The organism is Aeromicrobium sp. JP4 (assembly GCF_054957925.1).
Map to the genome: position 1 here is coordinate 2,280,853 of NZ_CM143290.1, position 24,330 is coordinate 2,305,182.

24 protein-coding genes are annotated in these 24,330 nt (G+C 71.7%); 17 read left to right on the top strand and 7 right to left on the bottom strand.

Annotation, left to right across the window (positions count from 1 at the left end; translation table 11 throughout):
* Positions 1-6: 6 nt before the first annotated feature.
* Positions 7-1,176 carry a pyridoxal phosphate-dependent aminotransferase gene (locus ACY1JX_RS11160; protein ID WP_286930926.1) on the bottom strand — a complete coding sequence of 390 codons (1,170 nt, stop codon included), beginning with the start codon at positions 1,174-1,176 and terminating at the stop codon, positions 7-9.
* Between the two features lie 242 nt (positions 1,177-1,418).
* On the opposite strand from ACY1JX_RS11160, the gene ACY1JX_RS11165 reads away from it, so the two are divergent.
* The 6 genes from ACY1JX_RS11165 to ACY1JX_RS11190 all read left to right on the top strand — a co-directional run bounded on the left by ACY1JX_RS11165 (position 1,419) and on the right by ACY1JX_RS11190 (position 5,418).
* Entirely contained in the window at positions 1,419-2,066 is a 648-nt protein-coding gene (locus ACY1JX_RS11165) for a sortase domain-containing protein (RefSeq protein ID WP_286930929.1), read from the top strand.
* A gap of 18 nt (positions 2,067-2,084) precedes the next feature.
* Positions 2,085-2,729, top strand: a complete 645-nt coding sequence (gene pyrE / locus ACY1JX_RS11170) for an orotate phosphoribosyltransferase (RefSeq protein ID WP_462564006.1) — start codon at positions 2,085-2,087, stop codon at positions 2,727-2,729.
* On the top strand, positions 2,726-3,334 hold the full coding sequence (locus ACY1JX_RS11175; protein WP_462564007.1) for a TrmH family RNA methyltransferase: 609 nt from the start codon (positions 2,726-2,728) through the stop codon (positions 3,332-3,334). The genes pyrE and ACY1JX_RS11175 overlap by 4 nt, the downstream gene beginning before the upstream one ends.
* Before the next feature lie 30 nt (positions 3,335-3,364).
* Positions 3,365-4,381, top strand: coding sequence for a class II fructose-bisphosphate aldolase (gene fbaA / locus ACY1JX_RS11180; protein ID WP_462564008.1), 1,017 nt, complete (start codon positions 3,365-3,367; stop codon positions 4,379-4,381).
* A 166-nt stretch (positions 4,382-4,547) separates the two neighbouring features.
* Positions 4,548-4,985, top strand: coding sequence for a universal stress protein (locus ACY1JX_RS11185; RefSeq protein WP_181753230.1), 438 nt, complete (start codon positions 4,548-4,550; stop codon positions 4,983-4,985).
* 28 nt (positions 4,986-5,013) lie between these two features.
* Complete coding sequence (locus tag ACY1JX_RS11190; protein WP_462564009.1) at positions 5,014-5,418, top strand: DUF3151 domain-containing protein; 405 nt, start codon at positions 5,014-5,016, stop codon at positions 5,416-5,418.
* Position 5,419: 1 nt separating this feature from the next.
* Here the strand turns inward: ACY1JX_RS11190 and ACY1JX_RS11195 are convergent, their stop codons facing one another.
* Genes ACY1JX_RS11195 through ACY1JX_RS11205 form a run of 3 tightly spaced genes read right to left on the bottom strand, consistent with a single transcriptional unit; the run spans position 5,420 to position 9,094 of the window.
* Positions 5,420-6,295 (bottom strand): diacylglycerol/lipid kinase family protein, encoded by an 876-nt coding sequence (locus tag ACY1JX_RS11195; RefSeq protein WP_462564010.1) that lies wholly within the window; start codon positions 6,293-6,295, stop codon positions 5,420-5,422.
* A gap of 10 nt (positions 6,296-6,305) precedes the next feature.
* Positions 6,306-7,706: a condensation domain-containing protein gene (locus ACY1JX_RS11200; RefSeq protein WP_462564011.1), complete on the bottom strand. Its 1,401-nt coding sequence runs from the start codon at positions 7,704-7,706 to the stop codon at positions 6,306-6,308.
* A complete protein-coding gene (locus tag ACY1JX_RS11205; RefSeq protein ID WP_462564012.1) occupies positions 7,703-9,094 on the bottom strand; it encodes a condensation domain-containing protein in 1,392 nt (463 codons plus the stop codon). The genes ACY1JX_RS11200 and ACY1JX_RS11205 overlap by 4 nt, the downstream gene beginning before the upstream one ends.
* A 258-nt stretch (positions 9,095-9,352) precedes the next feature.
* Here ACY1JX_RS11205 and ACY1JX_RS11210 point away from each other — a divergent pair, with 258 nt between their 5' ends.
* The 8 genes from ACY1JX_RS11210 (at position 9,353) to purB (ending at position 17,270) form a co-directional block, all read left to right on the top strand.
* On the top strand, positions 9,353-10,636 hold the full coding sequence (locus ACY1JX_RS11210; protein ID WP_286930941.1) for an adenylosuccinate synthase: 1,284 nt from the start codon (positions 9,353-9,355) through the stop codon (positions 10,634-10,636).
* 30 nt (positions 10,637-10,666) lie between these two features.
* The gene (locus ACY1JX_RS11215; protein WP_462564013.1) at positions 10,667-11,197 is read left to right on the top strand and encodes a hypothetical protein; all 531 of its coding nucleotides are present in this window, start codon (positions 10,667-10,669) and stop codon (positions 11,195-11,197) included.
* Positions 11,194-12,150, top strand: coding sequence for a hypothetical protein (locus ACY1JX_RS11220; RefSeq protein WP_181753215.1), 957 nt, complete (start codon positions 11,194-11,196; stop codon positions 12,148-12,150). The genes ACY1JX_RS11215 and ACY1JX_RS11220 overlap by 4 nt, the downstream gene beginning before the upstream one ends.
* A gap of 7 nt (positions 12,151-12,157) precedes the next feature.
* Complete coding sequence (locus tag ACY1JX_RS11225; protein ID WP_181753213.1) at positions 12,158-12,904, top strand: hypothetical protein; 747 nt, start codon at positions 12,158-12,160, stop codon at positions 12,902-12,904.
* Complete coding sequence (locus tag ACY1JX_RS11230) at positions 12,897-13,442, top strand: hypothetical protein (protein WP_181753212.1); 546 nt, start codon at positions 12,897-12,899, stop codon at positions 13,440-13,442. Before ACY1JX_RS11225 ends, ACY1JX_RS11230 begins: the two co-directional genes overlap by 8 nt.
* A 35-nt stretch (positions 13,443-13,477) precedes the next feature.
* The gene (purD, locus tag ACY1JX_RS11235) at positions 13,478-14,722 is read left to right on the top strand and encodes a phosphoribosylamine--glycine ligase (RefSeq protein WP_462564014.1); all 1,245 of its coding nucleotides are present in this window, start codon (positions 13,478-13,480) and stop codon (positions 14,720-14,722) included.
* A 101-nt stretch (positions 14,723-14,823) separates the two neighbouring features.
* Positions 14,824-15,831 carry an Lrp/AsnC family transcriptional regulator gene (locus ACY1JX_RS11240; protein WP_181753206.1) on the top strand — a complete coding sequence of 336 codons (1,008 nt, stop codon included), beginning with the start codon at positions 14,824-14,826 and terminating at the stop codon, positions 15,829-15,831.
* 17 nt (positions 15,832-15,848) lie between these two features.
* Entirely contained in the window at positions 15,849-17,270 is a 1,422-nt protein-coding gene (gene purB, locus ACY1JX_RS11245) for an adenylosuccinate lyase (protein WP_286930950.1), read from the top strand.
* Positions 17,271-17,442: 172 nt separating this feature from the next.
* On the opposite strand, the gene ACY1JX_RS11250 is transcribed toward purB, so the two are convergent.
* Complete coding sequence (locus ACY1JX_RS11250) at positions 17,443-17,991, bottom strand: maltokinase N-terminal cap-like domain-containing protein (protein ID WP_462564015.1); 549 nt, start codon at positions 17,989-17,991, stop codon at positions 17,443-17,445.
* Positions 17,992-17,995: 4 nt separating this feature from the next.
* Entirely contained in the window at positions 17,996-19,165 is a 1,170-nt protein-coding gene (locus tag ACY1JX_RS11255; RefSeq protein ID WP_462564016.1) for an MFS transporter, read from the bottom strand.
* Positions 19,166-19,236: 71 nt separating this feature from the next.
* Between ACY1JX_RS11255 and ACY1JX_RS11260 the strand changes: the two genes are divergently transcribed.
* From ACY1JX_RS11260 to ACY1JX_RS11270, 3 genes are all read left to right on the top strand, one after another.
* Positions 19,237-20,097: a phosphoribosylaminoimidazolesuccinocarboxamide synthase gene (locus tag ACY1JX_RS11260; protein WP_462564017.1), complete on the top strand. Its 861-nt coding sequence runs from the start codon at positions 19,237-19,239 to the stop codon at positions 20,095-20,097.
* An 85-nt stretch (positions 20,098-20,182) separates the two neighbouring features.
* Positions 20,183-21,745, top strand: coding sequence for a long-chain-fatty-acid--CoA ligase (locus ACY1JX_RS11265; RefSeq protein ID WP_462564018.1), 1,563 nt, complete (start codon positions 20,183-20,185; stop codon positions 21,743-21,745).
* A gap of 42 nt (positions 21,746-21,787) precedes the next feature.
* Complete coding sequence (locus tag ACY1JX_RS11270) at positions 21,788-23,335, top strand: glycosyltransferase family 2 protein (protein WP_462564019.1); 1,548 nt, start codon at positions 21,788-21,790, stop codon at positions 23,333-23,335.
* 6 nt (positions 23,336-23,341) lie between these two features.
* On the opposite strand, the gene ACY1JX_RS11275 is transcribed toward ACY1JX_RS11270, so the two are convergent.
* On the bottom strand, positions 23,342-24,322 hold the full coding sequence (locus ACY1JX_RS11275) for a class I SAM-dependent methyltransferase (protein ID WP_462564020.1): 981 nt from the start codon (positions 24,320-24,322) through the stop codon (positions 23,342-23,344).
* Positions 24,323-24,330: the final 8 nt, after the last annotated feature.

The window sequence follows — 24,330 nt, forward strand, 5'->3', positions numbered from 1 at the left end:
ATCGTCTCAGTTCGAGCGCAGCGCGCGCAGGCGCGCGACCGCCTCCTCGAGCACCTCGGTGCGCTTGCAGAACGCCCAGCGGACGAGGGTGCGTCCGGGGTTCGAGCCGTCGGGCCGGTCGTCGTGGAACACCTGGTGCGGGACGGCGACGACGCCGGCGAGACGGGGCAGCGTGCGGCAGAACTCGAGGCCGTCGGAGAAGCCGAGGGGCGCCACGTCGGTCGTCGCGAAGTAGGTCCCCTCGGGGATGAAGACGTCGAAGCCCGCGTCGGACAGCCCGGTGCAGAGAAGGTCGCGACGCTTGCGCAGCCCGTCGCGCAGGTCGGTGAAGAACTCGTCGGGCAGGTCGAGTGCCGTGGCGATCGCCGGCTGGAACGGCGCGCCGGAGGTGTAGGTGAGGAACTGCTTCGCACCCATGAGGGCGTCCACGAGGTCGGCCGGTCCGGTCGCCCAGCCGATCTTCCAACCGGTGAAGGAGAAGGTCTTCCCGGCGCTGCTGACGGTGAGCGTCCGCTCGGCCATGCCCGGCAGTGTCGCGATCGGCACGTGCGGCCGCGCGAACGCGAGATGCTCGTAGACCTCGTCGGACACGACGACCAGGTCGTGCTCGATGGCCACCTCGGCGACGGCGGCCAGCTCCTGCGGCGTCAGCACCGTCCCGGTCGGGTTGTGCGGTGTGTTGAGGACGATCGCGGTGGTGCGCGGCGTGACCGCGGCGCGCAGCTCGTCCACCGGCAGCCGGAAGTCGGGAGCGCGCACGGTCACCGCGACGTGGCGGGCGCCGGCCATCTGGATCACGGCGCGGTAGGAGTCGTAGTAGGGCTCCAGCACGAGCACGTCGTCGCCGGGATTCACCAGCCCGAGCAGCGCGGCCGCGACGGCCTCGGTCGCGCCGGTGGTCACCACCACCTCTCGCGCCGGGTCGAGCTCGATGCCGTGGAAGCGGTGCTGGTGCCGGGCGATCGACTCGCGCAGGGGTGCCATGCCGGTGCCGGGTGCGTACTGGTTGTGGCCCGCGGTGATGGCGTCGCGCGCCGCCTGCCGGATCACCTCGGGGCCGTCCTCGTCGGGGAAGCCCTGACCGAGGTTGATCGCGCCGGTCTGCGTGGCCAGGGCACTCATCTCCGCGAAGATCGTGGTGCCGATTCCATCGAGTCGAGCGCTGCGCCTGCTCACCTGATCGACGATAGCGGGGCCCATCGGATCTTCGGAGGTAGCAGGGGGAGGACATAGGTCGGCCCGCCGTTCTCGGGGGGTGAAACGGCGGGCCGACGGCAGGAACGACGGCTCAAGAGCTCCCCGAACCTGCTCCTCCAGAATACATGGGGCCCCCAACCGCCGGAGCGAAATCGCGAACTTCGCCGAAGAGATCGCGGAGTCCGGTTCGCGTGCGTGGCCGGCCCCGGGACAATGGTGACGTGTCCTCCGCCTCCACGCGCTCCGTCGGCTCCCGCGTCGTGCTGGTGCTCGGCCTCGTGCTGGTGCTGACCGGTGTGGGGATCCTGGGCTGGGTGGGCTGGCAGTACTGGGGCACGAACGTCGTCGCCCAGCGCGACCACGAGCGCATCCGCGGCGAGATCTCCGAGGCCTGGAAGGCCCAGGAGGATCCCATCGCCGGGGTCGGCCTGCTGCGGATCAAGCGCTTCGGATCCGACTTCGAGGTGCCGATCCTCGACGGCGACGACGACGCCACCCTCGCGAAGGGCGTGGGCCGGCACGAGGAGAGCGCCCAGCCGGGCCGCGTGGGCAACCTCGTGCTCTCGGGCCACCGGGTCACGCACGGCGAGCCGTTCCGCAAGTTCCTCGACCTGCGCGCGGGCGACGAGGTCGTCGTGGAGACCCGCACGCACGTCCACACCTACGTCCTGCGCCAGGACGGCGACGAGATCCGCGTGCCGTTCACGACGTCCTGGCCGCTGTGGCCCGTCCCCGACCCCGACGCGGAAGGGGAGCCGGCCACCGAGCGCGTCATCACCCTCGTCACCTGCTCCGAGCTGTTCCACACCGACGACCGCAGCGTCGTCGTGGGCGACCTCGCCTCCTCCGAGCGGAAGCCGGGCACCTAGGCCCCCTACGCTGGCGGGGTGCACGACTACCAGCGCCGCTTCATCGAGTTCGCCCTCGAGCACGAGGTCCTGTGCTTCGGCGAGTTCACGCTGAAGTCGGGGCGCACGTCGCCCTACTTCTTCAACGCGGGCGCGTTCGACACCGGCGCGCGGCTGTCGGCGCTCGGCGGGTTCTACGCCGACGCGATCGCGGGCGCCGGACCCGAGTTCGACGTCCTGCTCGGTCCCGCCTACAAGGGCATCCCGCTCGCCGCGGCCACGGCGGTGCGGCTGGCCCAGGACCACGACCGGGACGTGCCGTGGTGCTTCAACCGCAAGGAGGCCAAGGACCACGGGGAGGGCGGCCTCTTCGTCGGTGCCGCCCCGCGCGGCCGGCTGCTCGTGATCGACGACGTCATCACCGCCGGCACCGCCATCCGCGAGGTCATCGCGCTGGTCGAGCCCCTCGACGCCGAGGTGGCGGGCGTCGTCGTGGCCGTCGATCGCCGCGAGCGCGGCACGGGCGACCTCTCCGCGATCCAGGAGGTCGAGCGCGACCACGGGATCGCGGTGACCTCCATCGTCACCTTCGACGACATCATCGAGTACCTCGAGGAGACCGGCCGGTTCGCCGAGCACCTGCCGGCCGTCCGCGCGTACCGCGAGCAGTACGGGGTGTCGTGACCGTCGGCCCGTGGCAGGGCCCCTGGCCCGACGACCCACGCCTGGATCCCGAGCTGCTGCGCGAGGGCGACACCCGCAACGTCGTCGACCGCTACCGCTACTGGACGGTGGACGCGATCGTCGCCGACCTCGACCTCCAGCGCCACCGCCTGCACGTCGCGATCGAGAACTGGCAGCACGACTTCAACATCGGCTCGATCGTGCGCACCGCGAACGCGTTCAACGTCGGCGGCGCGCACATCATCGGCAAGCGCCGCTGGAACCGCCGCGGGGCGATGGTCACCGACCGCTACGTCCACGTGCACCACCACGAGGACGTCGCCGCGTTCGCCGCGTGGGCGGGCGAGTCCGGGCTCACCGTGGTCGGCGTCGACAACCTCCCCGGCGCCGTCCCGCTGGAGACGACGACCCTGCCGCGCGACGCCGTCCTGGTGTTCGGCCAGGAGGGTCCGGGGCTCACGCCCGAGGCCGCCGCCGTGTGCGAGCGCCTGGTCGCGATCGCCCAGTTCGGCTCCACCCGATCGATCAACGCGGGTGCCGCCGCGGCGATCACGATGCACGCCTGGATCCGTGAGCATGCCGACCTCGCGTCGGTGGAATACTGACCCGCAACACGAGTTCCCACAGGAGGACCCATGCCCGTCGCCACTCCCGAGGTCTACGCAGAGATGCTGGACAAGGCGAAGAACAACTCCTTCGCCTACCCCGCGATCAACGTCTCGTCCTCGCAGACGCTGAACGCCGCCCTGGCCGGCTTCGCCGAGGCCGGCAGCGACGGGATCATCCAGGTCTCCACCGGCGGCGCCGACTACTTCTCCGGCCCCACCGTCAAGAACATGGTCTCCGGCTCGCTGGCGTTCGCCGCGTTCGCGCAGGAGGTCGCCAAGAAGTACCCGATCAACGTGGCGCTGCACACCGACCACTGCCCCAAGGACAAGCTCGACGGCTTCGTCCGCCCGCTGCTCGAGGCCTCGGCCGAGCGCGTCAAGGGCGGCGAGCTGCCGTACTTCCAGTCGCACATGTGGGACGGCTCGGCGGTGCCGCTGGCCGAGAACCTCGAGATCGCGCAGGAGCTGCTGGCCAAGGCGCACGCCGCGAACATCATCCTCGAGGTCGAGATCGGCGTCGTCGGCGGCGAGGAGGACGGCGTCGAGGCGGAGATCAACGACAAGCTCTACACATCCCCCGATGACGCCATCGCGCTGGTCGAGGCGCTCGGCCTCGGCGAGAACGGCCGGTACCTCACCGCGCTGACGTTCGGCAACGTGCACGGTGTCTACAAGCCGGGCAACGTGAAGCTGCGTCCCGAGGTGCTCAAGGCCGCGCAGGACGCCGTCGCCGCGAAGTTCGGCAAGGACCGCCCCTTCGACTTCGTCTTCCACGGCGGATCGGGCTCGCTGCCCGAGGAGATCAGCGCCGCGGTCGACTACGGCGTCGTGAAGATGAACGTGGACACCGACACCCAGTACGCGTTCACGCGCCCGGTCGTCGGTCACATGTTCCAGAACTACGACGGCGTCCTGAAGGTCGACGGCGAGGTCGGCAACAAGAAGGCCTACGACCCCCGCGCGTGGGGCAAGGCCGCCGAGGCCGGCATGGCGGCGCGGGTCGTCGAGGCCTGCGAGAACCTGCGCAGCGCCGGCACGCACTGACGCACCGAACGACGGCGGGGACGGCTTCGTCCCCGCCGTCGTCGCGTCCGGATCGGGTCTCGGTGGCCGGGACCGCGCGGCCCCGGGCCGGGCCGGGGCCCCCGCCGGCGACTAGGATCCGAAGTGGCATCCGGGCGTCCGAGCTCGGCGTGATGAAGGGGAAACCATGGCGAAGATCGTCCTCACCGGCGTCGACAACACCGAGCCCGCGGCCGCCGCGGCGCGCAAGGCGGCCGAGCTCGCGGCCGCGATGGGCGCCCGACTGCACGTGCTCTCGGCGTACGGCAGCTTCGAGGCCGAGCGGATCGACGTCGGCTCCGAGGAGCTGCTGATCACGAGCGAGCAGGCGGCCCAGGGTGTGGCCAGCGACGTCTTCGCCGGGATCCGCCGCGAGTTCCCCGAGCTCGAGGTCACGTACGGCGCCGCCGAGGGCAACCCCGCCGACGCGCTGGTCCGTGCGGCCGAGGAGCTCGACGTCGACGTCATCGTCGTGGGCAACAAGCGCGTGCAGGGCCTGGCCCGGATCTTGGGCAGCATCGCCCGCGACGTGGCCGCGCACGCACCGTGCGACGTCTACATCGCGCACACGCACCAGCGGTCCTGATGGGGTCGCCCGTCTAGGCTGGCTCACCATGACCAACCTTCTGGGAGAACCGCCCGAGACCCTGCTGCCCGAGGACCCGGGCGCGGCCCTGCTGGCCGAGGGAGCGCCCCCCGAGGAGGTCGCCGAGCGTCACCCCGACTCGGTGGCCGCCTGGGCACGCCTGGCCGACGCCGCGCTCGCCGAGGATCGTCAGCTCGAGGGCTACGCGTTCGCGCGCACGGCCTACCACCGCTCCCTGGACTCGCTGCGCCGCAACGGCTGGCGCGGGCACGGCCCGGTGCCGTGGTCGCACGAGGCCAACCGTGGATTCCTCCACGCCCTCGCCGTCTTGGCCACCGCCAGCGAGCGACTCGGCGACGTCGAGGAGGCGCACCGCTGCCGCGAGTTCCTGCGCGAGTCGAGCCGCGAGGGCTACGACGCGCTCGTGGGCTGACTCAGTCGGGAAGGCGCATCGCGAGGCCGCCGGCGTGCAGCTCCCACCCGTGCTCCCGGCGCGGGTCGGAGAGCTCGCCGTCGGTCGTACAGCGCACGGGCTCGCCCTCCACCCGCACCGACTGGGCCCGCGTGTAGTGCACGAAGTCGGCGCCCGGGTGGGTGCCGCGGCGCAGGTGCAGGGCGTAGGCGATCCGCTGGGGCAGCCGGGCCGCGAACGCGACGGCCACGTCCATCGCCCCGTCGTCGACGATGGCGTGCGGCAGCAGCTCGCCGCCGCCGCCCACGAAGCGCCCGTTGCCGACCGCGACCTGGGCCACGCGGCCGCTGAGCGTGCGGTCGTCGATCGTCACGTGCACGTCGGCGCTGCGGCTGAACAGGGTCGAGATCGCCCCGAGCACGTAGGCGATCGGACCGAGCGCCGGCTTGACGGGCTCGGCGCGCGCGGCGGCCTCGGCGCCGATGCCCACGTGCGCCGCGTTCACCACGACCCGCCCCGTGGAGTCCAGGATCAGGTCGATCGGCCGGACCGAGCCGTTGGCCAGGTCGCGGGCGGCCACCACGGGATCGGTGGACAGGTCGAGGGTCCGGGCGAAGTCGTTGCCCGTGCCCAGTGGGACGAGACCCACCGGGGTGCCCGGCAGCCGGCCGGCGTCGTGCAGCGCCTGGACGACCGCGTGCAGGCTGCCGTCCCCGCCCATGGAGATCACCAGGTCGACGTCGGGGTGCTTCGCCAGGGCCGCGGACAGGTCGTCGGGGTCCTCGGTCGCCACGTGGTCGACGTCGGCGACCTCGCGCAGGGCCGAGAGCGCCCGGGCGATGACCTCCTCGTCGGAGGTGCCCGCATTCGCGTTGCTGACCGCCAGCCAGGAGTTCACCCCTCTGACGTTAGCGGGTGAGCGCGCCTCGCAGGAGGTTCGAGGCGTACGTGAAGAACGCGTTGACGTTCTCGACGGCCGTGGGCGTCTGCGGGACGCTGCACATGACGTAGAGCTCGGTGGGCGTGCGGTTGATCCACACGTTCACGTTGTCGTCGTAGCCCTGGCCGGTGGTCCCGTGGAAGCGGTCCTGCGCCCACTTCTCCTGGCCGGGGATCATCCGGCCGTCGAGGTAGGACACGATCGCCGGCCGGTGGGTGTCCTCGAGCGAGAAGCCGAAGACCTCCTGGACGACCTCCATGACCCGCAGCGCCGGCACCGGCTCGCACACGCGGGCCTCGCGGAACTTCTGGCGCACGTCGCGAGCGACCTCGAAGAGCGTGTCCTCGGGTCCGACCGGGATGTGGATGGGCAGGACGTTGATCATCCAGCCCATCGTCACGAGCGTCTCGGCGGTGTCGCGCGTCGCGACGGGGTTGAAGAACCGGTACGCGCTCCGGCCGGCCAGGTCACGCGCCGCCAGCGCGAACGAGGCGTAGACGACCGACGGGAACGTGGCCTCCTCCTCCTTGGCGATGGCCTCGAGCCGGTCGCACTCCTCGGCGCTGAGGATGTCGTAGTCCATGGGGATCAGCCAGAACCGCTCGCCCTCGGCGATCCCGAGGTCCATGGGGAATCCGTCCTTGGCGACCACGCCGTCCATCGCGTAGTCGGCCCAGAACTGCATCGACGGGTGCTCGATGTCGTACTGCTGCGCGGCGGCGCGCTCCTCCTGCGCATACGTCATGTAGCCCTTCACCGGGGGCAGGTCGACGTGCTCGGCGCCGGTCTCGTTGGCGTACAGCTGGGAGAGCTCCATGTAGCCCAGCAGGACGCTGAAGCCGTCGCCGTAGCAGTGGTCGAAGCCGCAGAAGACGGTGGACGTGTCGTCGCCGGAGACGCCCGCGATGGCGTAGCCGAAGTTGTCGATCGGGTCGACGGCGTCGCTGAAGTGCTTGAGCAGGACGTTGTTGACCTCCGGTCCGGGGTGCGAGCCGAGCGGCGTGACGGTGAGCGTCATGTCTTCGGGAGAGACCGCATGGCGGGTCATCTCGCCGTCGGGGTCGTCGGGGTTGTCCCGGAAGGTGCCCCAGAGGACCTCGTGCCGGCGGACCCACGTCGTCGCCGCGCGCTGCAGGGCATCGACGTCGAGCGGGCCCGGGACGTCGAAGCACAGGCCGAGCCAGTTGGCGTCGGCCGACCCGACTCGCTCCATCGCCCGACGCAGCCGCAGGTGCTGGTCCTGCATGTAGGAGGGCCGGTGCTCGTTCGCGGGCGCGACCGCGAGGGCCGCGTAGGACTCCTCGGACGGGCGGAGCAGGAACACGTCACCGTCGATGGTGTCGAGCTCCTCGATGCGGGTCATCCTCATGCCAGTGCCTCCGTCGGATCGTTGACCTCACGCGTGACCGCCACCATCTGCTCCCGCATCCGGTTCATCACGCGGTCGAGCCACTCGATGCAGGGCGGGGTGTCGGGGGTGCGGTGGACCAGCTCGGTGCCGTAGGGCATCGAGTTGACCCACAGGTGCATCTCGTCGCTGGGCTCGACCTCGCCCAGGAAGACGGTGGAGTCCATCTCCTCCCAGCCGTCGCGCCCGGGGCAGTGGCGCGAGTCCAGGAACGACACGACCGCGGCGGGCCGCATCGTGGTGCCGAGCAGCTGGTTGGCCAGCGGCAGCGGGATCGTCTCGGCGGTGCGGGCGAACTGCCACGCCTCCGCCGTGCGCCGGGCCAGTTCGGTGAGGGGCAGGTCGCGGCCCATGTCGACCGTCATCGGCACGATCCCGGAGAACCAGCCGATGGCCTGGTGCCACTCCTGCCGGTTGCGGTTGTGCGTCGACATCAGCACGGTGAGGCGATCGTCGGACTCCTCGGCGACCATGGCGCGCAGCAGCACCGCCGTGAAGGCCAGCGCGGGCGGGACGTCGTTGCGCTCGCACCACCGGTGGAAGGCCCGGCTCAGGCGGGGACCGGCGAAGGTCGGGTACCGCATCCGGTGCTGGATCAGGTCACCACGACGGACACCCGTGCCCCGGGGCAGGCCCGGCAGGTTGCCGGTGGCGTCGGCGGCGCGCCGCCAGGGCTCGAGGGCGGGGCTGTCGACCGTGATGGCGTCCTGGATGGCGCGCTGCTCGACGGCGAAGTCCACGTAGCTGCCCACGGGGGTCGGCAGCGGCGCGTGGTTCAGCTCGGCCTCGAGGTGCAGCTTGAGCTCGCCCATCGTCAGATAGGCGCTGTAGCCGTCGAAGGTCACGTGGTCGAAGGCGGCGAAGACGGTGATGTCGCCGTTCTCGTCGGTCACGGTGATCACCGTGGCGGCGGGCCACGACAGCGGCCCGGTGAGGTCGTCCAGCTCGGCCATCACCGCGTCGAACGCCTCGCCGGGATCGGCGAAGTGCCCCACGTGGCGCGGCTGGAAGCCGATCAGCTCGGCGTCGACGATGCGGCGCTCGTAGCTGCCGTCGTCGCGGCGGACGAACATGCACCGCAGGCTCTCGTGGCGGGCGCAGAACCGGCGCAGCGTGCCGGCGAGCGAGACGAAGTCGGCGCCGTGCAGCGTGGCGCGCAGGCCGATCCACGGGTTGACCTCGTCGTCGACGTGGCGCGGGAGGCTGGCGATGTCGAGGCGGCGCTGCTGGTCGGGGGTGACGGGGCGCGGGTCCGGCGGAGCGGTGGCGAAGGCGCGCAGCGTCGAGGAGCGGGGCACCCAGAGGTGGATGTCTCCCGCCGGGACGAGCGTCAGGCGATGGGGATGCAAGGGAGTCCTCCTTCGAGTGCCGTTGGGCCCGGGGGAGTCCCACTGCAACTCACCGTTACACGAGCAGTTACAGGAAGGCTACTGCAGGAATCCGTGACGTCCATCACTCGGAACGAACTCGTGCGGATGTCTCATTTGGCAGGCGCTCATGGCCCCCCGGGTCGCGGGCCTGTGCCCCCGCGACGCTCGCTTCTCGGTAGGATCGACGAGTAAGAGCCCCCGTAGCGGGGCTTTCCGTCTGGTGGAGGGGTGGCTCGCATGCCCGCAGTCGTGATCGTCGGAGCCCAGTGGGGTGACGAGGGCAAGGGCAAGGCGACCGATCTCCTGGGCAGCCGCGTCGACTACGTCGTGAAGTTCAACGGCGGCAACAACGCCGGCCACACCGTCGTCATCGGTGACGAGAAGTACGCACTGCACCTGCTCCCGAGCGGCATCCTCACCCCGGGCTGCGTGCCGGTGATCGGCAACGGCGTCGTCATCGACCTCGACGTGCTCTTCCAGGAGATCGACGGCCTGAACGCGCGTGGGATCGACACCTCGCGCCTGCTCGTCAGCGCCAACGCGCACATCATCGCCGACTACAACCGCACGCTGGACAAGGTCAACGAGCGCTTCCTCGGCAGCCGCAAGATCGGCACCACCGGCCGCGGCATCGGCCCGACCTACGCCGACAAGATGAACCGCCTCGGCATCCGCGTGCAGGACCTCTTCGACGAGAAGATCCTCCGCGCGAAGGTGGAGGGCGCGCTCGACCTCAAGAACCAGATCCTCACCAAGGTCTACAACCGACGCGCCGTGTCGGCCGAGGAGATCGTGGAGTCCCTGCTCGGTCACGTCGAGCGCCTGCGGCCGTTCGTCGCCGACACCGCCCTCGTGCTGCACGACGCCCTGCGCGAGGACAAGACGGTGCTGCTCGAGGCCGGCCAGGCCACGCTGCTCGACGTCGACCACGGCACCTACCCGTTCGTCACCAGCTCGTCGGCCACCACCGGCGGCGCGTGCACGGGCTCGGGCATCGCGCCCACCGAGATCACCCGCGTGATCGGCATCGTCAAGGCCTACGCCACCCGCGTCGGCGAGGGCCCGTTCCCCACCGAGCTGTTCGACGCCGACGGCGACCGCCTGCGCGAGAACGGCGGCGAGTTCGGTACGACGACGGGCCGCCCGCGCCGCTGCGGCTGGTACGACGCGCCCGTGGCCCGCTACGCGGCCCGCATCAACGGCGTCACCGACTTCGTGATGACCAAGCTCGACGTCCTGACCGGCTGGGAGCAGATCCCGGTGTGCGTCGCGTACGACGTCGACGGCGAGCGCGTCGACGAGATGCCGATGACCCAGACGGGCTTCCACCACGCGAAGCCGATCTTCGAGTACTTCCCGGGCTGGTCCGAGGACATCAGCGGCGCCCGGGAGCTCTCCGACCTGCCCGCGAACGCGCAGTCGTACGTGCGCGAGATCGAGGCGATCAGCGGCTCGCGGATCAGCGCCGTCGGCGTGGGTCCCGACCGCGAGGAGACGGTCGTCCTGCACGACCTGCTCTGACCTGAACACCTGGCACATACGGGGGCACGTGTGAACGAGGAGAAGCGGTTCGAGTGGCAGGCGTTCCGCCGGGCCCGGTGGGGTCCGGTGCGCGTCGTGGTGCGCGACGGCCTGATCGAGGCCACGGTCGAGGACGCGGTCGTCGAGCTCGACGTGACGGACCGCCGGTCCGCGGCCGAGCGGGAGGCGAACCAGTGGCGCAGCGTCTTCGACGACGGCGTCCCGGTCAGCCTGAACGGCGCGCGGGTCGCCACGGTGACCACAGCGCAGGGCAGTCCCGGCGGCCTGGTCCGCCGGAAGCGGCACACCATCACGGGCGACGCGGGGTTCGTCCTGCCCGGGATGGAGTACACCGGTCGCTCGCTGCCCGACCTGGTGACGCTGCGCTGCGACGCCGGCGTCCTCGTGGCGTCGCGCCGGTGGGCCTCGCCGATCAACGTGGCGGTGACGGAGTGGTCGATCGTCAGGGAGTATGACCTCATCGCGCCGCGCGTGACGAAGCTCGCGGCGCCCGAGCACATCGCCCTGTGGGCCGCACTGAAGGAGAGTCAGCGCTCATGACCGTGGAGATGGACTACGACCAGCTGACGCTCTCGGCCACGCGCGCCGAGGAGCTCGCCAGCAAGATCCGCTCGAACGCCGCCTCGGCGAGGTCGGCCAGCCCCGTGGCGCTGCCGAGCCTGGAGAACATCGAGGCCAAGGCGACGTTCCTGGACGACGCCGCCGAGAAGCTCAACGGGCTCGCCGACATCGCGCTGCTGCTCGACGAGTCGGGTGAGGGCAAGGTCTCGATGTCGCTCGGCGCCATCAACGACACCCTCAACGACCTGCTGGGCGAGTACCTCGGAGCCGAGTTCGGCAACATCTTCGGCAACGACGACGACTTCCCGCTCATCTCGATCGCCGCGGCGCTGGGCAAGATGAAGAAGATGGCCACGGGCGTCGCGCCGATCTTCCAGACCGGCCTCGTCGGCCGCCAGATGCTGACCCGCATGGCGAACGCCGGCGGGCGCACCGGCGAGTGGGCCCGCTGGATGCTCTCCGGTGGCGGCCGGCACGCCGCGCCGCCCACCGCGCTGCTCAACAAGCTGCCGAAGTGGGCCGGACCGGGCACTCGGTTCCCCACCGCGGGCTGGGCCGACCCGCTCGCGCGCAATCCCGGCGGACTGGGCCTCATGCGCGGCCTGGGCATCGTCGGCGGCGTCTACAGCACCGCCGTCGGGGTCAACAACCTCATCCAGCAGGGCAACCCGATCGACGCGTTCGAGCGCGAGGGCGCGGGTTACGTCGCCGACGTCGCCGAGACCGCCTTCAGCGCCTCCACCACCGCGTTCCTGATCGCACCGAACCCGGTCACCGGCGCCATCGCCGTGACCACCGGCCTGGTCTGGGCGGGGGCCGAGGTCGTCGACCACTGGGACGAGATCAGCGAGACGGCCTCGAACGCCTGGGACACCGTCACCGACGGCGACACCTGGTCCGACGTCGGCGACACGCTCACCTTCTGGGACTGATCACGACATGAACGACACCCCTGCGAACGCTGGAGCCACCGTGCCGAAACTCGACGAGACCTTCCTGCAGCTGACCGTCGGCTACGACGACCTGATCAAGCTCGCCGAGGTCCATGCGGGCCGGATCAGCCCGGGCGACGCGCCCACCCGCCTGCGCCAGGAGGGACTCGTGACCTCCACGGGCGTCCATCCCACGGCCGCGAGCCTGGTCGAGGTCGCGGTGGGCCCGGCACGCAGCATCGTCGTCGAGCGCTTCGACGGCGCCACCCTGAAGCCCCTGTTCATCGGCTGGATGCCCGACGGCCGCGCCACCACCAGCACGCCCGACGCCGAGGGCGCGGTCGTCGTGACGGCCACCGAGCTCGGCCTGCTGCGTGACCAGCTGCGCCAGTGGCTGGCGATCTTCGACCGCGAGGTCGTCGACGACCGCGACACCGTGGGCACGAACACCACGGTCATCGACGCGGCCATGACGCTCGACGGCGTCGACCCGAGCGGTGACGCGGCGCTCGATCCGATCCTCGAGGGGTGGCGCCTGGCCTGGCGCGCGACGGGCAACTGGGCCGAGCGCGACGTCGACGCCTCCGTCACCGTCGTCGACGCGGGCGCCCAGGGCTGGTACCGCGTCGAGCACGCGCCCCGCACCGGCAACGAGGAGGTCGAGGTCTCGCTCGTCCCGCTCACCCTCGAGGAGGTCGTCGCGGCGCTGGGCGACGTCGTCACGGGTCGCAGGTCCCAGGTGGCCGATGACTGACGTCCTCCCGCCCTCCGATCTCGTCTCGCGGCAGCAGGCGGCGCGCTTCACCCGCCTCATGCGGGTGCTGGAGCGGCAGCACCGGCGCCCCGAGGCGATGGCGGGCTTCTTCGCGGCCATCGGGGCCCACGGCGTCGTCGCGGCGCTGGCCACGATCGCGTTCGGACCCCACCGCGAGGACCTCACCGACTGGGACCGCCTGCCCGACCTGCTGCGCGACGGGCTGCACGCGGCCGCCTCGTGGCCCGAGTTCGACGCCGAGGGTTTCGGCGCCGACCTCGCCGAGCTGCTGCGCGAGGACGACGAGGACCGTCGCGGCACCGTCTCGGCGGTCACCTCGTTCCTGCTGGCCTCCGGCCGCTACGACGAGCGGCTGCTGGCCGGCTGGACCCGCGCCTTCGACGAGCTCACGCTCCCGGTCGAGCAGCCCCTCACGTGGGCCTCGTTCCTGACCGGCACCGACGGGCCGCGTCCGTGGGACGGCCTCGTGGCGCTCGCTCGCGAGGTCGCCGCCGGCTCCGCCGACGCCCCGTCGTGATCGGTCCCGGCGCCGGGCGCCGCTAGGCTCGACGGGTGAAGGTTCTCGTCATCGGCACCGGCGGCCGCGAGCACGCCCTGTCCCTGGCCCTCTCCCGTGACTCCCAGGTCACCGAGGTCCACGCCGCCCCGGGCAACCCGGGCATGGCGGCCGTCGCCACGCTGCACCCCGTCGACCCACTCGACGGAGCGGCCGTGGCCGACCTCGCCACGAGGATCGGTGCCGGCCTGGTCGTCGTCGGCCCCGAGGCGCCCCTGGTGGCCGGCGTCGCCGACGCCGTTCGGGAGGCCGGCATCGCCTGCTTCGGCCCCACTGCCGAGGCGGCCCAGCTCGAGGGCTCGAAGGCATTCGCGAAGCAGGTCATGGCCGCCGCCGACGTCCCCACCGCCATGGCCCGGGTCTGCGAGACCCCTGAGCAGGTGGCCGACGCGCTCGACACCTTCGGCCCGCCCTACGTCGTCAAGGACGACGCGCTCGCCGCCGGCAAGGGCGTCGTCGTCACCGAGGACCGCCAGGTCGCGTTCGACCACGGCGTCTCGTGCGCCCGCGTCGTGATCGAGGAGTACCTCGACGGTCCGGAGGTCTCGCTGTTCGCGATCACCGACGGCTCGACGGTGCTGCCGCTGCAGCCGGCCCAGGACTTCAAGCGCGCCCTCGACGGCGACGAAGGGCCCAACACCGGTGGCATGGGGGCGTACACGCCGCTCGCATGGGCGCCCGACGACCTCGTGAGCGACGTGACCCAGCGCGTCCTGCTGCCCACCGTCAAGGAGATGGCCGCGCGCGGCACCCCCTTCCAGGGTCTGCTGTACGCGGGCCTCGCCCTCACCAGCCGGGGCACGCGCGTGGTCGAGTTCAACGCGCGCTTCGGCGACCCCGAGACCCAGGCCCTGCTGTCGCTGCTCAGGACGCCCCTGTCGGCGCTGCTGCACGGCGCGGCCACCGGCACGCTCGCCGAGGTCGGCCTGCCGCAGTGGCACGACGGCTCGGCAGTCACGGTGGTCATCGCGTCGGAGCACTACCCGGAGTCGCCGGTCACGGGCGACCGCATCGACGGCGTCGACGAGGCCGACGCGCTCGAGGGCGTCGACGTGATCCACGCGGGGACCAAGATCGACGAGGACGGCAACCTCGTGACGGCGGGTGGACGCGTCCTGTCGGTCACCGCCGTGGGTGACGATCTCGACGAGGCGCGACGTCGCGCGTACGCCGGGGTCGATCTGGTCCGGATCCGCGGGGCCCACCACCGGCGGGACATCGCGGCGCATCTCCCGGAATGACGGGACGCACGCATTGCCCGGTTCCGTCAGCGTGATGTTGATCATGGCGACGATCCGCCACCGAGATGCGACGTGAAACCGGCAACCCATATTCTGGAGTCATGTACGCGTCGTGGCAGGGCCTTCCCGAGCTGCCCGAGATCGACCTCGCCCTGGTCCATGCCCTCCAGGTGGCGCCGCGCGCGCCGTGGAGCGCGATCGGTCGCACGATCGGCGTCGACCCGGCCACTGCTGCCCGCCGGTGGGACCGCCTGGTCGCCGAGCGTCTCGCCTGGTTCGTGGTCCGCCCGAGCGCGGAGCAGCTGGCGGCCGACCGCGACGCCGTCGTCCTGAAGCTGAAGGTCCGTCCCGGCTCGGAGGTGCGGGTCGCCGAGAGGATCGCCGCCGAGGAGGAGGTCTACGCGGTCGACCTGCTGGCCGGCGAGGACGACATCGCCGTGGTGCTGGTCGGCCGCGGACTCGGCGCCATGCGTGAGCGCGTCGACACCCTCGTGGGCTCGGATCCCGACGTCTTCATGACGCGCGTCTTCTTCATCGCCACGGTTCACCGTGAGGACGCGCAGTGGCGCCTCGGCGCACTGGACGCCGATCAGGAGCTCGCGCTCGACCGGCGCAGCGACGGCCCCGTGTCCGCTCCGGACGACGACGTCCTCCAGCAGCTCACCGAGGCCCTGGTCGAGGAGCCGCGGATGAGCGTCGCGGACATCGCCCGCCGGCTCGACCGGCCCGAGCCGACGGCACGCCGCCTGCTCGACCGGGCGCTGCGCTCGCGCGCGATCCGCCTCGGCTGCGACGTGGTGGCCTCGGCCGGTGGCGCGGGCCGCGCCGTGATGCTGGAGGTCCGGGCCGACGATCCGCGGGCCGTCGGCCCCGTGATGAGCGAGTTCCCGTGCGTCGTGCGCTGCGCCGCCGTGGTGGCCCCGGGCAACCTCGCCCTCGTCGCGCGGTTCGGCGCCCTCGGGGACCTCGTCGACTTCGAGGCCGCCGCCGCAGCGCAGGTGCCGGGGTGGCAGGTGCTCGACCGGGCCACGATCGTCCGCAGCGTCAAGCGCCAGGGGCGGGTCCTGGACGACGACGGCCGCGTCCTGCTCTCCGGCGCCGCAGGCTGAACTGCGACAATGGGCGGGTGACCACTCCGAACGTCCTCGCCTCCCGTTACGCGTCCGCCGAGCTGGCACGCATCTGGTCGCCCGAGCACAAGATCGTCCTCGAGCGCCAGCTGTGGATCGCGGTCCTGAAGGCCCAGCGCGACCTCGGCGTCGAGACCCCCGACGGCGTCATCGAGGCGCACGAGGCGGTCGTCGACCAGGTCGACCTCGAGTCGATCGCCGCGCGCGAGCGCGTGACCCGCCACGACGTCAAGGCCCGCATCGAGGAGTTCGCCGCCCTCGCCGGCAGCGAGCACATCCACAAGGGCATGACCTCGCGCGACCTGACCGAGAACGTGGAGCAGCTCCAGGTCCGCGCCTCGCTGGCGCTGGTGCGCGACCGGGCCGTCGCCGCGCTGGCGCGCCTGGGCCGGCTGGCCGGTGAGCACGCCGAACTGGTGATGGCCGGACGCAGCCACAACGTCGCCGCGCAGGCCACCACGATGGGCAAGCGCTTCGCGACCACCGCCGACGAGCTGCTCGTCGGCATCGAGCGCGTCGAGCAGCTGATCGCCCGGTACCCGCTGCGCGGGATCAAGGGCCCGGTCGGCACCGGCCAGGACATGCTCGACCTCCTCGGTGGCGACGAGGCGAAGCTCGCCGACCTCGAGCAGCGCGTCGCGGCGCACCTGGGCTTCGAGCGCACGTTCACGAGCGTCGGCCAGGTCTACCCTCGGTCCCTCGACTTCGACGCCGTCAGCGCGCTGGTCCAGCTGGTCGCCGCGCCGTCGAGCCTGGCGCTCACGGTGCGCCTCATGGCGGGCAACGAGCTGGTCACGGAGGGCTTCAAGCCCGGCCAGGTCGGCTCGTCGGCGATGCCCCACAAGATGAACACCCGCTCGTGCGAGCGCGTCAACGGTCTCGCGGTGGTGCTGCGGGGCTACGCGTCCATGGTGGGCGAGCTCTCCGGCGACCAGTGGAACGAGGGCGACGTGTCGTGCTCGGTCGTGCGCCGCGTGGCTCTGCCGGACGCGTTCTACGCCGCCGACGGCCTGTTCGAGACGTTCCTGACCGTGCTGGACGAGTTCGGGGTGTTCCCGGCCGTGGTCCAGCGCGAGCTCGACCGCTACCTGCCGTTCCTGGCCACCACGAAGGTCCTGATGGCGGCGGTGCGGCACGGCGTCGGTCGCGAGACCGCCCACGAGGCCATCAAGGAGCACGCCGTCGCGGTCGCGCTCGAGATGCGCGAGCAGGGCACCGCCGACAACGACCTGCTCGACCGGCTGGCCGCCGACGACCGTCTCGGCCTCACGGCCGAGGACCTCCAGCGCCTCGTGGCCGAGCCGCTGGCCTTCACGGGCGCCGCCGTCTCCCAGGTCTCCGCGGTGCTGTCGCAGGTCGACGCCGTGCTGAAGCGCCACCCCGAGGCCGCCGCCTACGCGCCGGGCGCCATCCTCTGACGTTCCGCCGGGATCACCTGATCTCGATACGCGGCTCGCTGCGCTCGCCAGCTACTCGATCACCGCGGCCGGGTACACGTGATCTCGATACGCGGCTCGCTGCGCTCGCCAGCTACTCGATCACCGGAGCCGGTGATCGAGTGCCTGCGAGGAACGAGCAGGTGTATCGAGATCAGGCGAGCCAGGCCAGCACGACAGGACCGGGGTGCTCCGCCCACGTCGCGGTGAGGAGGCCGGTGGCCTCTGCAGGCGCATGCGCGTCGACGATCCGCTCCACGTGGAGCGTGCCGTCGCCCGAGCCGCTGCCGTGCACCGACGCGGTGACCGAGCGACGCGAGATGCGACTGCCGTCGGGCATCAGCATCGTGACCTCGCCGCGGCCCTCGCGGATCACGGCGGACGTCTCGGCGACGTAGACGGGATCGGTCGCGCCGTCGTAGACCCACCGGCGACCGAGCACCGAGTGGTCCATCTCGCCCACGAGGTCAGCGCCCTCGAGCGGGGCCGAGCGGTAGGTCAGCGGGACGTGCACGACCTCGTCGCCGACCGGAAGCAGGAACGACTCGATCCCCACCTCGCCCTCGGGATCGTCGAAGCGGAAGTTCGACTGGAACGGCGGGACCGACGCGCCGGCCGGCCACCACGGCTGGCGGGGCAGCCATGCCTCGAGCAGCTCGGCCTTGGTGGGGTTCAGCTCGGAACCCGGATGAACGACGCCCATGGCGTCATCGTGCCACGGGTCGCAGCCGCGCGAAGGCCAATCCGGCTGCCACGACCGACAGCAGCGCGGCGCCCACGATCGGCGCCACGTCGTTGAGGCCGTAGAGCCCGGCGCCCATGACCGGACCCGCCACGTAGGTGAGGCCGACGGTGGCGGAGAGCTGCCCCGCGACGGCGGCGTGCTCGCTCGGCTCGACCGCGAGGGTGGCACCGGCGTTGTAGCCGGGCACCGCGAGCCCCAGCCCCGCCGCGACGACGACCATCGCCGGGAGCAGGGTGGCCGTGCTGGAGGCGAACACGGCGCCGGCGTAGCCGACCGCCGCGACCAGGCTGCCGACCACGATGAGCGCCCGCGGCCCGCCGGGCACCCGCGGTGCCACGAAGGCCTGCGTCACCGCGAACCCGATGCCGATCAGCACGCCGGCGACGGCGACTACCTGCGCGGTGGCGGTGTCCGACAGTCCGAGCCGGTCCTGCACGAGGAAGCCCAGGATGATCTCCACGAGCGCCAGGCCCAGGAACAGCGCGCCACCGGCCAGGAGGAACGGCAGCACGCGAGGATCGCGGAACCCGAGTCGCTCGCGCTCCGGTCGCTCCTGCCGCTCGGGCACCGGCAGGAGCCAGACGGCGACGAGCGTGGCACCGACCAGCACCGGCGCGAGGTACACCGGCAGCAGCAGTCCGCCGATCGCCGCGAGGCCGCCGAGCGCGGGCCCGACCACCAGGGAGATGCCCTGGACCCCGCCGAACGCGCCCATCGCCTTCGTGCGCTCGATCGCGCCCTGGCTCGTGGAGGCGAGGTACGTCAGCGCCGCCACCGGCACGGCCGCGAAGCCCAGCCCGTAGAGCACCCCCCGCGTCAGCGCGAACGCCCCGAGGACGACCCAGCGGGGCAGCTCCTCCCGTGCCGAGATCTCGGTCATCACGGCGAACCCGGTGGCACCCACGGTGGCGATCAGCAGCCCGCGGACCAGCACGGCGTGCACGCCGATGCGATCGACCTCGCGGCCCCACCACGGCCCGGCGATCACGAGCATCGCCGCCGACAGCGTCATGACGGCGCCGAGATCGACCTCGCCGAGGCCGACGAGTCGTGTGACGGGCGCCAGGACCGGGACGAGCATCCCCTGCGCGCTGTAGACGACGAGGGCCGACACCAGCAGGGTCGTGGTCATGGTCCGGGTCGATGGCACCGGCACAGCCTGCCACGGAAACGCGCGGCTGGGCAGGCCACTAGCCTGATGCCATGCCGCTGGAGATCCCCGGAGCCACCCACCTGCACTCGGGCAAGGTGCGCGACCTGTACACGTACGGCGACCACCTGCTGATGGTCGCCTCCGACCGGGTGAGCGCCTACGACTTCATCCTCGAGCCAGGGATCCCCGACAAGGGCGAGATCCTCACCCGGATGAGCCTGTGGTGGTTCGACCAGCTGGCCGACCTCGTGCCGCACCACGTCGTCAGCACCGACGTGCCGCCCGAGGTCGCGGGGCGGGCGCTGGTCGTCGAGCGGCTCGACATGTTCCCGGTGGAGTGCGTCGCCCGCGGCTACCTCACCGGCTCCGGGCTGATCGACTACCGCGAGACGGGCGCCGTGTGCGGCATCCCGCTGCCCGACGGCCTCGTCGACGGCTCGCGGCTGGACGAGCCCATCTTCACCCCCGCCACGAAGGCCGACCTGGGCGAGCACGACGAGAACGTCTCGTTCGAGGCGATCGTGGAGACCGTCGGCGCCGAGATGGCCGAGCGCCTGCGCGACCTCACCCTGGCGGTCTACGGCCGCGCCGAGGAGATCGCCCGGGAGCGGGGGATCATCCTGGCCGACACGAAGCTCGAGTTCGGCGCCCGCCCGGACGGCACCATCGTCCTGGCCGACGAGGTGCTGACGCCCGACTCGTCGCGCTTCTGGCCCGCCGACCGGTACGTGCCCGGGCAGGCCCAGCCCAGTTACGACAAGCAGTTCGTCCGCGACTGGCTGACGTCGGCCGAGTCGGGCTGGGACCGGGCGTCGGACACTCCGCCGCCGCGACTGCCCGACGAGATCGTCGAGCGCACCCGCGAGCGCTACATCGAGGCGTACGAGAGGCTCACCGGGCTGAGCTGGTGAGGTGATGGACAGGGTGTCGGTGGCGGGCCGGGGCTCGATTACAGTGTCGATGTAACTGAGGACACACCCCCCGAAAGAAGGCACCGTGACCAATCTCGCCGCGATCCTCGACGACACGACCGCCAAGTACCCCGAGCGCACCGCCATTGTCTTCGGTGACACGCGGCTGAACTACGCGCAGGTCAACGGTGCGGCCAACCAGGTCGCGAACCTGCTGGTCGAGCGGGGGATCAAGCCCGGCGACAAGGTCGCGATCTCGATCCCGAACCTGCCCTACTTCACGATCGTCTACTTCGGCATCCTCAAGGCCGGCGCCACGGTCGTCCCGCTCAACGTGCTGCTGTCCGAGCGTGAGGTCGCGTACCACCTCGACGACTCCGACGCGGTGGCCTTCTTCGCGTTCGAGGGCACGCCCGACCTGCCGATCGGCGACCGCGCCTGGGCCGGCTTCAACCAGGTCGAGGGCTGCAAGGAGTTCTTCCTCATCAAGCTCGACTCGGCCGCGCCCGAGCCCATGGAGGCGCCGGAGTTCTACGGCCCGCTCGTGGCGAAGCAGTCGCCCGAGTTCACCACCGTCGAGCGCGACGACGACGACACCGCCGTCATCCTCTACACGTCGGGCACCACCGGCCAGCCCAAGGGCGCCGAGCTGATGCACCGCAACCTGCGCGCGAACGCCGGCCTCGGGCCGTCGCTGTTCGGCGCCGACGAGAGCGACCCCGACACCTACCTCGCCGTGCTGCCGCTGTTCCACATCTTCGGCCAGAGCGTCATCCAGAACACCGCGATCCTGTTCGGCGGAACGATCGTCTACCTGCCGCGGTTCGAGCCCGACGCCGCGCTCGCGCTGCTGCTCAAGGAGAAGATCACCTTCTTCGCGGGCGTCCCGACGATGTACTGGGGCCTGCTGCAGGCCCTGGCGCAGTCCGACGGCGGCGTCGACGTCGAGGCGATCGCGGCGAACCTGCGCGTCGCCGCGTCCGGTGGCGCGGCGCTGCCCGTCGACATCCACCGCCAGTTCGAGGAGAGGTTCGGCATCGTCATCCAGGAGGGCTACGGCCTGTCCGAGACGTCGCCGGTCGCCTCGTTCGGTGTCCGTGGCGAGCCCGTGCGCGTCGGCTCGATCGGCCGCGCCGTCGAGGGCGTCGAGCTCAAGCTCATCAACGACGACTGGTCCGACCTGACCCACGACCCCGAGGCGATCGGCGAGATCGCCATCAAGGGCCACGGCATCATGAAGGGCTACTACAACCGCCCCGCCGCCACCGCCGAGGCGATCCACGGCGAGTGGTTCCGCACGGGCGACCTCGCGCGCAAGGACGACGACGACTACTTCTACATCGTCGACCGCAGCAAGGACATGATCATCCGCGGCGGCTACAACGTGTACCCGCGCGAGCTGGAGGAGGTGCTGATGACGCACCCGGCGGTCTCGCTGGTCGCCGTCATCGGCGTCCCGCACGAGTCGCACGGCGAGGAGATCAAGGCGGTCGTGGTGAAGAACGCCGACGATCCCACCACCGAGGCCGAGCTGCGCGAGTGGGCCAAGGGCCAGTTCGCCCAGTACAAGTACCCGCGCATCGTGGAGTTCCGCGACGGGCTGCCGATGACCGCGACGGGCAAGATCCTCAAGCGCGAGATCGACTGATCGCCCCGTGAAACCGCGGCATCGTCCCAGTAGGCTCGCGGCGTGCATGCAGGCGATGGCGTGACGACGCCGCGGTTCTCACTTCTGACCACCGTCGAGGGCGCGAGCCGTGAGGCGTTCGACCTGACGGCGGCGTCCGTGCGCGGGCAGCGCCTGCGGGACTGGCAGTGGGTGGTGGTCCACGGTCCCGCTTCGCCGCCCGAGGTCGTCGACGCCCTGCGCGAGGCGGCCGCGTCCGAGCCGAGGATCGTCACGGTGGAGTCCGCCGCGGGCCCGTCCGCCGGCCTGGACGCCGCGACCGGTGACTTCGTCGGCCTGGTCGACCTCGGCGACGAGCTGACGGCCCAGGCCCTCGTGGTCGTGGCGAAGGCTGTCGACGCCGCCGGCGACGAGCTCGACGTGGTCTACAGCGACCACGACGAGCCCGCGCCCGACGGTTCCGGGCGCCGGCCGTACTTCAAGCCCGACTGGTCACCGGAGCGGCTGCTGCACCACGCCTACGTGGGACGTCTCAGCGTCCTGCGTCGCAGCTCCCTCCTCGCCGCGGGCGGCTTCCCGCCCGGCAGCGGACCGGCCGCCGGGCTCGACGCGCTCCTGCGGGTCAGCAAGCGCGGCGGCGACGTGCGACACGTGCAGCGCGTCCTCTACCGCCGGAACGGGGGACCCGAGCACGAGGCCGCGGACGCCGTCCCCGTCGTGCAGGCCCACCTCGACCGCGTGGGGATCGAGGCCACCGTCACGGTGTCGGAGATGCCGGGGCTGCTGCGCATCGTCCGACGTCCCGACGTCACGACGCCCACCTCGGTCATCATCCCGACGATCGGCACGTCAGGGGAGGTCTGGGGCGCGCACCGCAACCTCGTCACCGAGACCGTGCGCACGGTGGCCGAGCACACGCGCCACACCGACCTCGAGTTCGTGATCGTCTACGACCGGCCCACGCCGGAGGAGGTGCTCGAGGAGCTGCGCGCGCTCCGCGAGAGCCACGGGCTGCGGATCCGGCTCGTCGTCTTCACCGAGAAGTTCAACTTCAGCGCCAAGTGCAACGTCGGGGCGGCCTACGCGGCCGGTGACGTCCTCGTCTTCCTCAACGACGACATGGCGGCGCGCAGCGACGAGGTCATCGAGACGCTCATCGCCCCACTGCGCGAGCCCGGCGTGGGCGCGACCGGCGCCAAGCTCTTCTTCGAGGACGGCACCGTGCAGCACGGCGGGGTCCGCTTCGGCAGCGGCTTCCTGTCCGATCCGTACCGCACCGCCGCCGAGGACGCCCCCGGCGAGCTGGGCGAGCTGCAGGTCAACCGCGAGGTCACGGCGCTGACGGGTGCCTGCGTGGCGGTGCGGCGCGACGTGTTCGAGGCGGTGGGCGGCTTCAGCGAGCGGTTCCCGATGAACTTCAACGACGTCGACTTCGGGCTCAAGACGAGCCGCGCGGGACTGCGGTCGCTGTGGCTGCACGAGGTCCGCCTGTGGCACTTCGAGTCCGTCACGCGCGACAACGCCGTCCGCCCGTGGGAGTTCGCGCGGCTCGAGAACCGCTGGGGACGGCGCAAGGCCGTGCGCGAGCGCTACTCCAACAACGTGCGCTGACCGGCCTCAGCGACGGCGGAGCCGGCGCCGGACACGACCTGCCGTGCGCCGTAGCGCACCGGAGGTGGGTGCCGACGGGGCCGCGGGCTTCTCCAGCTCGCGCACCTGGGCGCGCAGGCGCTTGACCATCCCCTGCAGCCGCCGAGTCTCCGCCGCAGCCACGGCGGCCGTGGTCTCGAGCCCGATGATGCGATCGCGCTCGACCAGCTGCGCGCGCCAGGCGGCGGTCATCACGTGCTCGGCGTCGGGGCCCGGACGCACCCAGCGCGGGTCCTTGCCGACGACGAGCTCCGGCGTCGTGGCCACCTCGCCGGCGCGCGGCGGCCGGACGGCGAGCTGGAACTGGTAGACCATCGCATCGGGCTGGGTCCGGATCCACGCCAGCACGCCGGCCGGCAGGGCGTGGGGGTCCACGTCCACCTCGACCCCCAGCGGGTCCGCCGTGGTGCCACGCAGCTCGTCGGTCACCAGGCCCGCGTCGGCGACCATCTGCAGCAGGCCCTCGCGGGAGAAGAACCGGATGTGGGTGTGGTCGAGCAGGCCGGTTTCGGTCGTGCGCCAGCGGCCCTGCAGCAGGGCCAGCCGCAGCGAGCCGTGGGTGACGTTCGGGATCGAGATGACGATGCGGCCGCCGGGAGCCAGCAGGCGCGCGCTGTCGGCGAGCACGCCGACGGGGTCCATGACGTGCTCGAGCACGTCGGCGAAGATGATCGCGTCGAAGGAGCCTGCCTCGAAGTGCCCGCTCAGGGGCGCCGCGTCGAGGTCACCCACGACGACCGACTCCAGGTGCTCCGCGGCGATCGCGGCGGCCTCGGCGTCGAGCTCGAAACCGCTCACCCGGCAGCCGCGCTCGATCAGGACGCGGCCGAGGTCGCCGGCCCAGCAGCCCACGTCCAGCACGCGGTGGGCGTCGCCGAGCAGATCGATCACCTGAGCGTGGCTCGTGTTCAGGTTCGTCGGGTCGATCTCGACGGCGTAGTGCGACATGTGCGGGC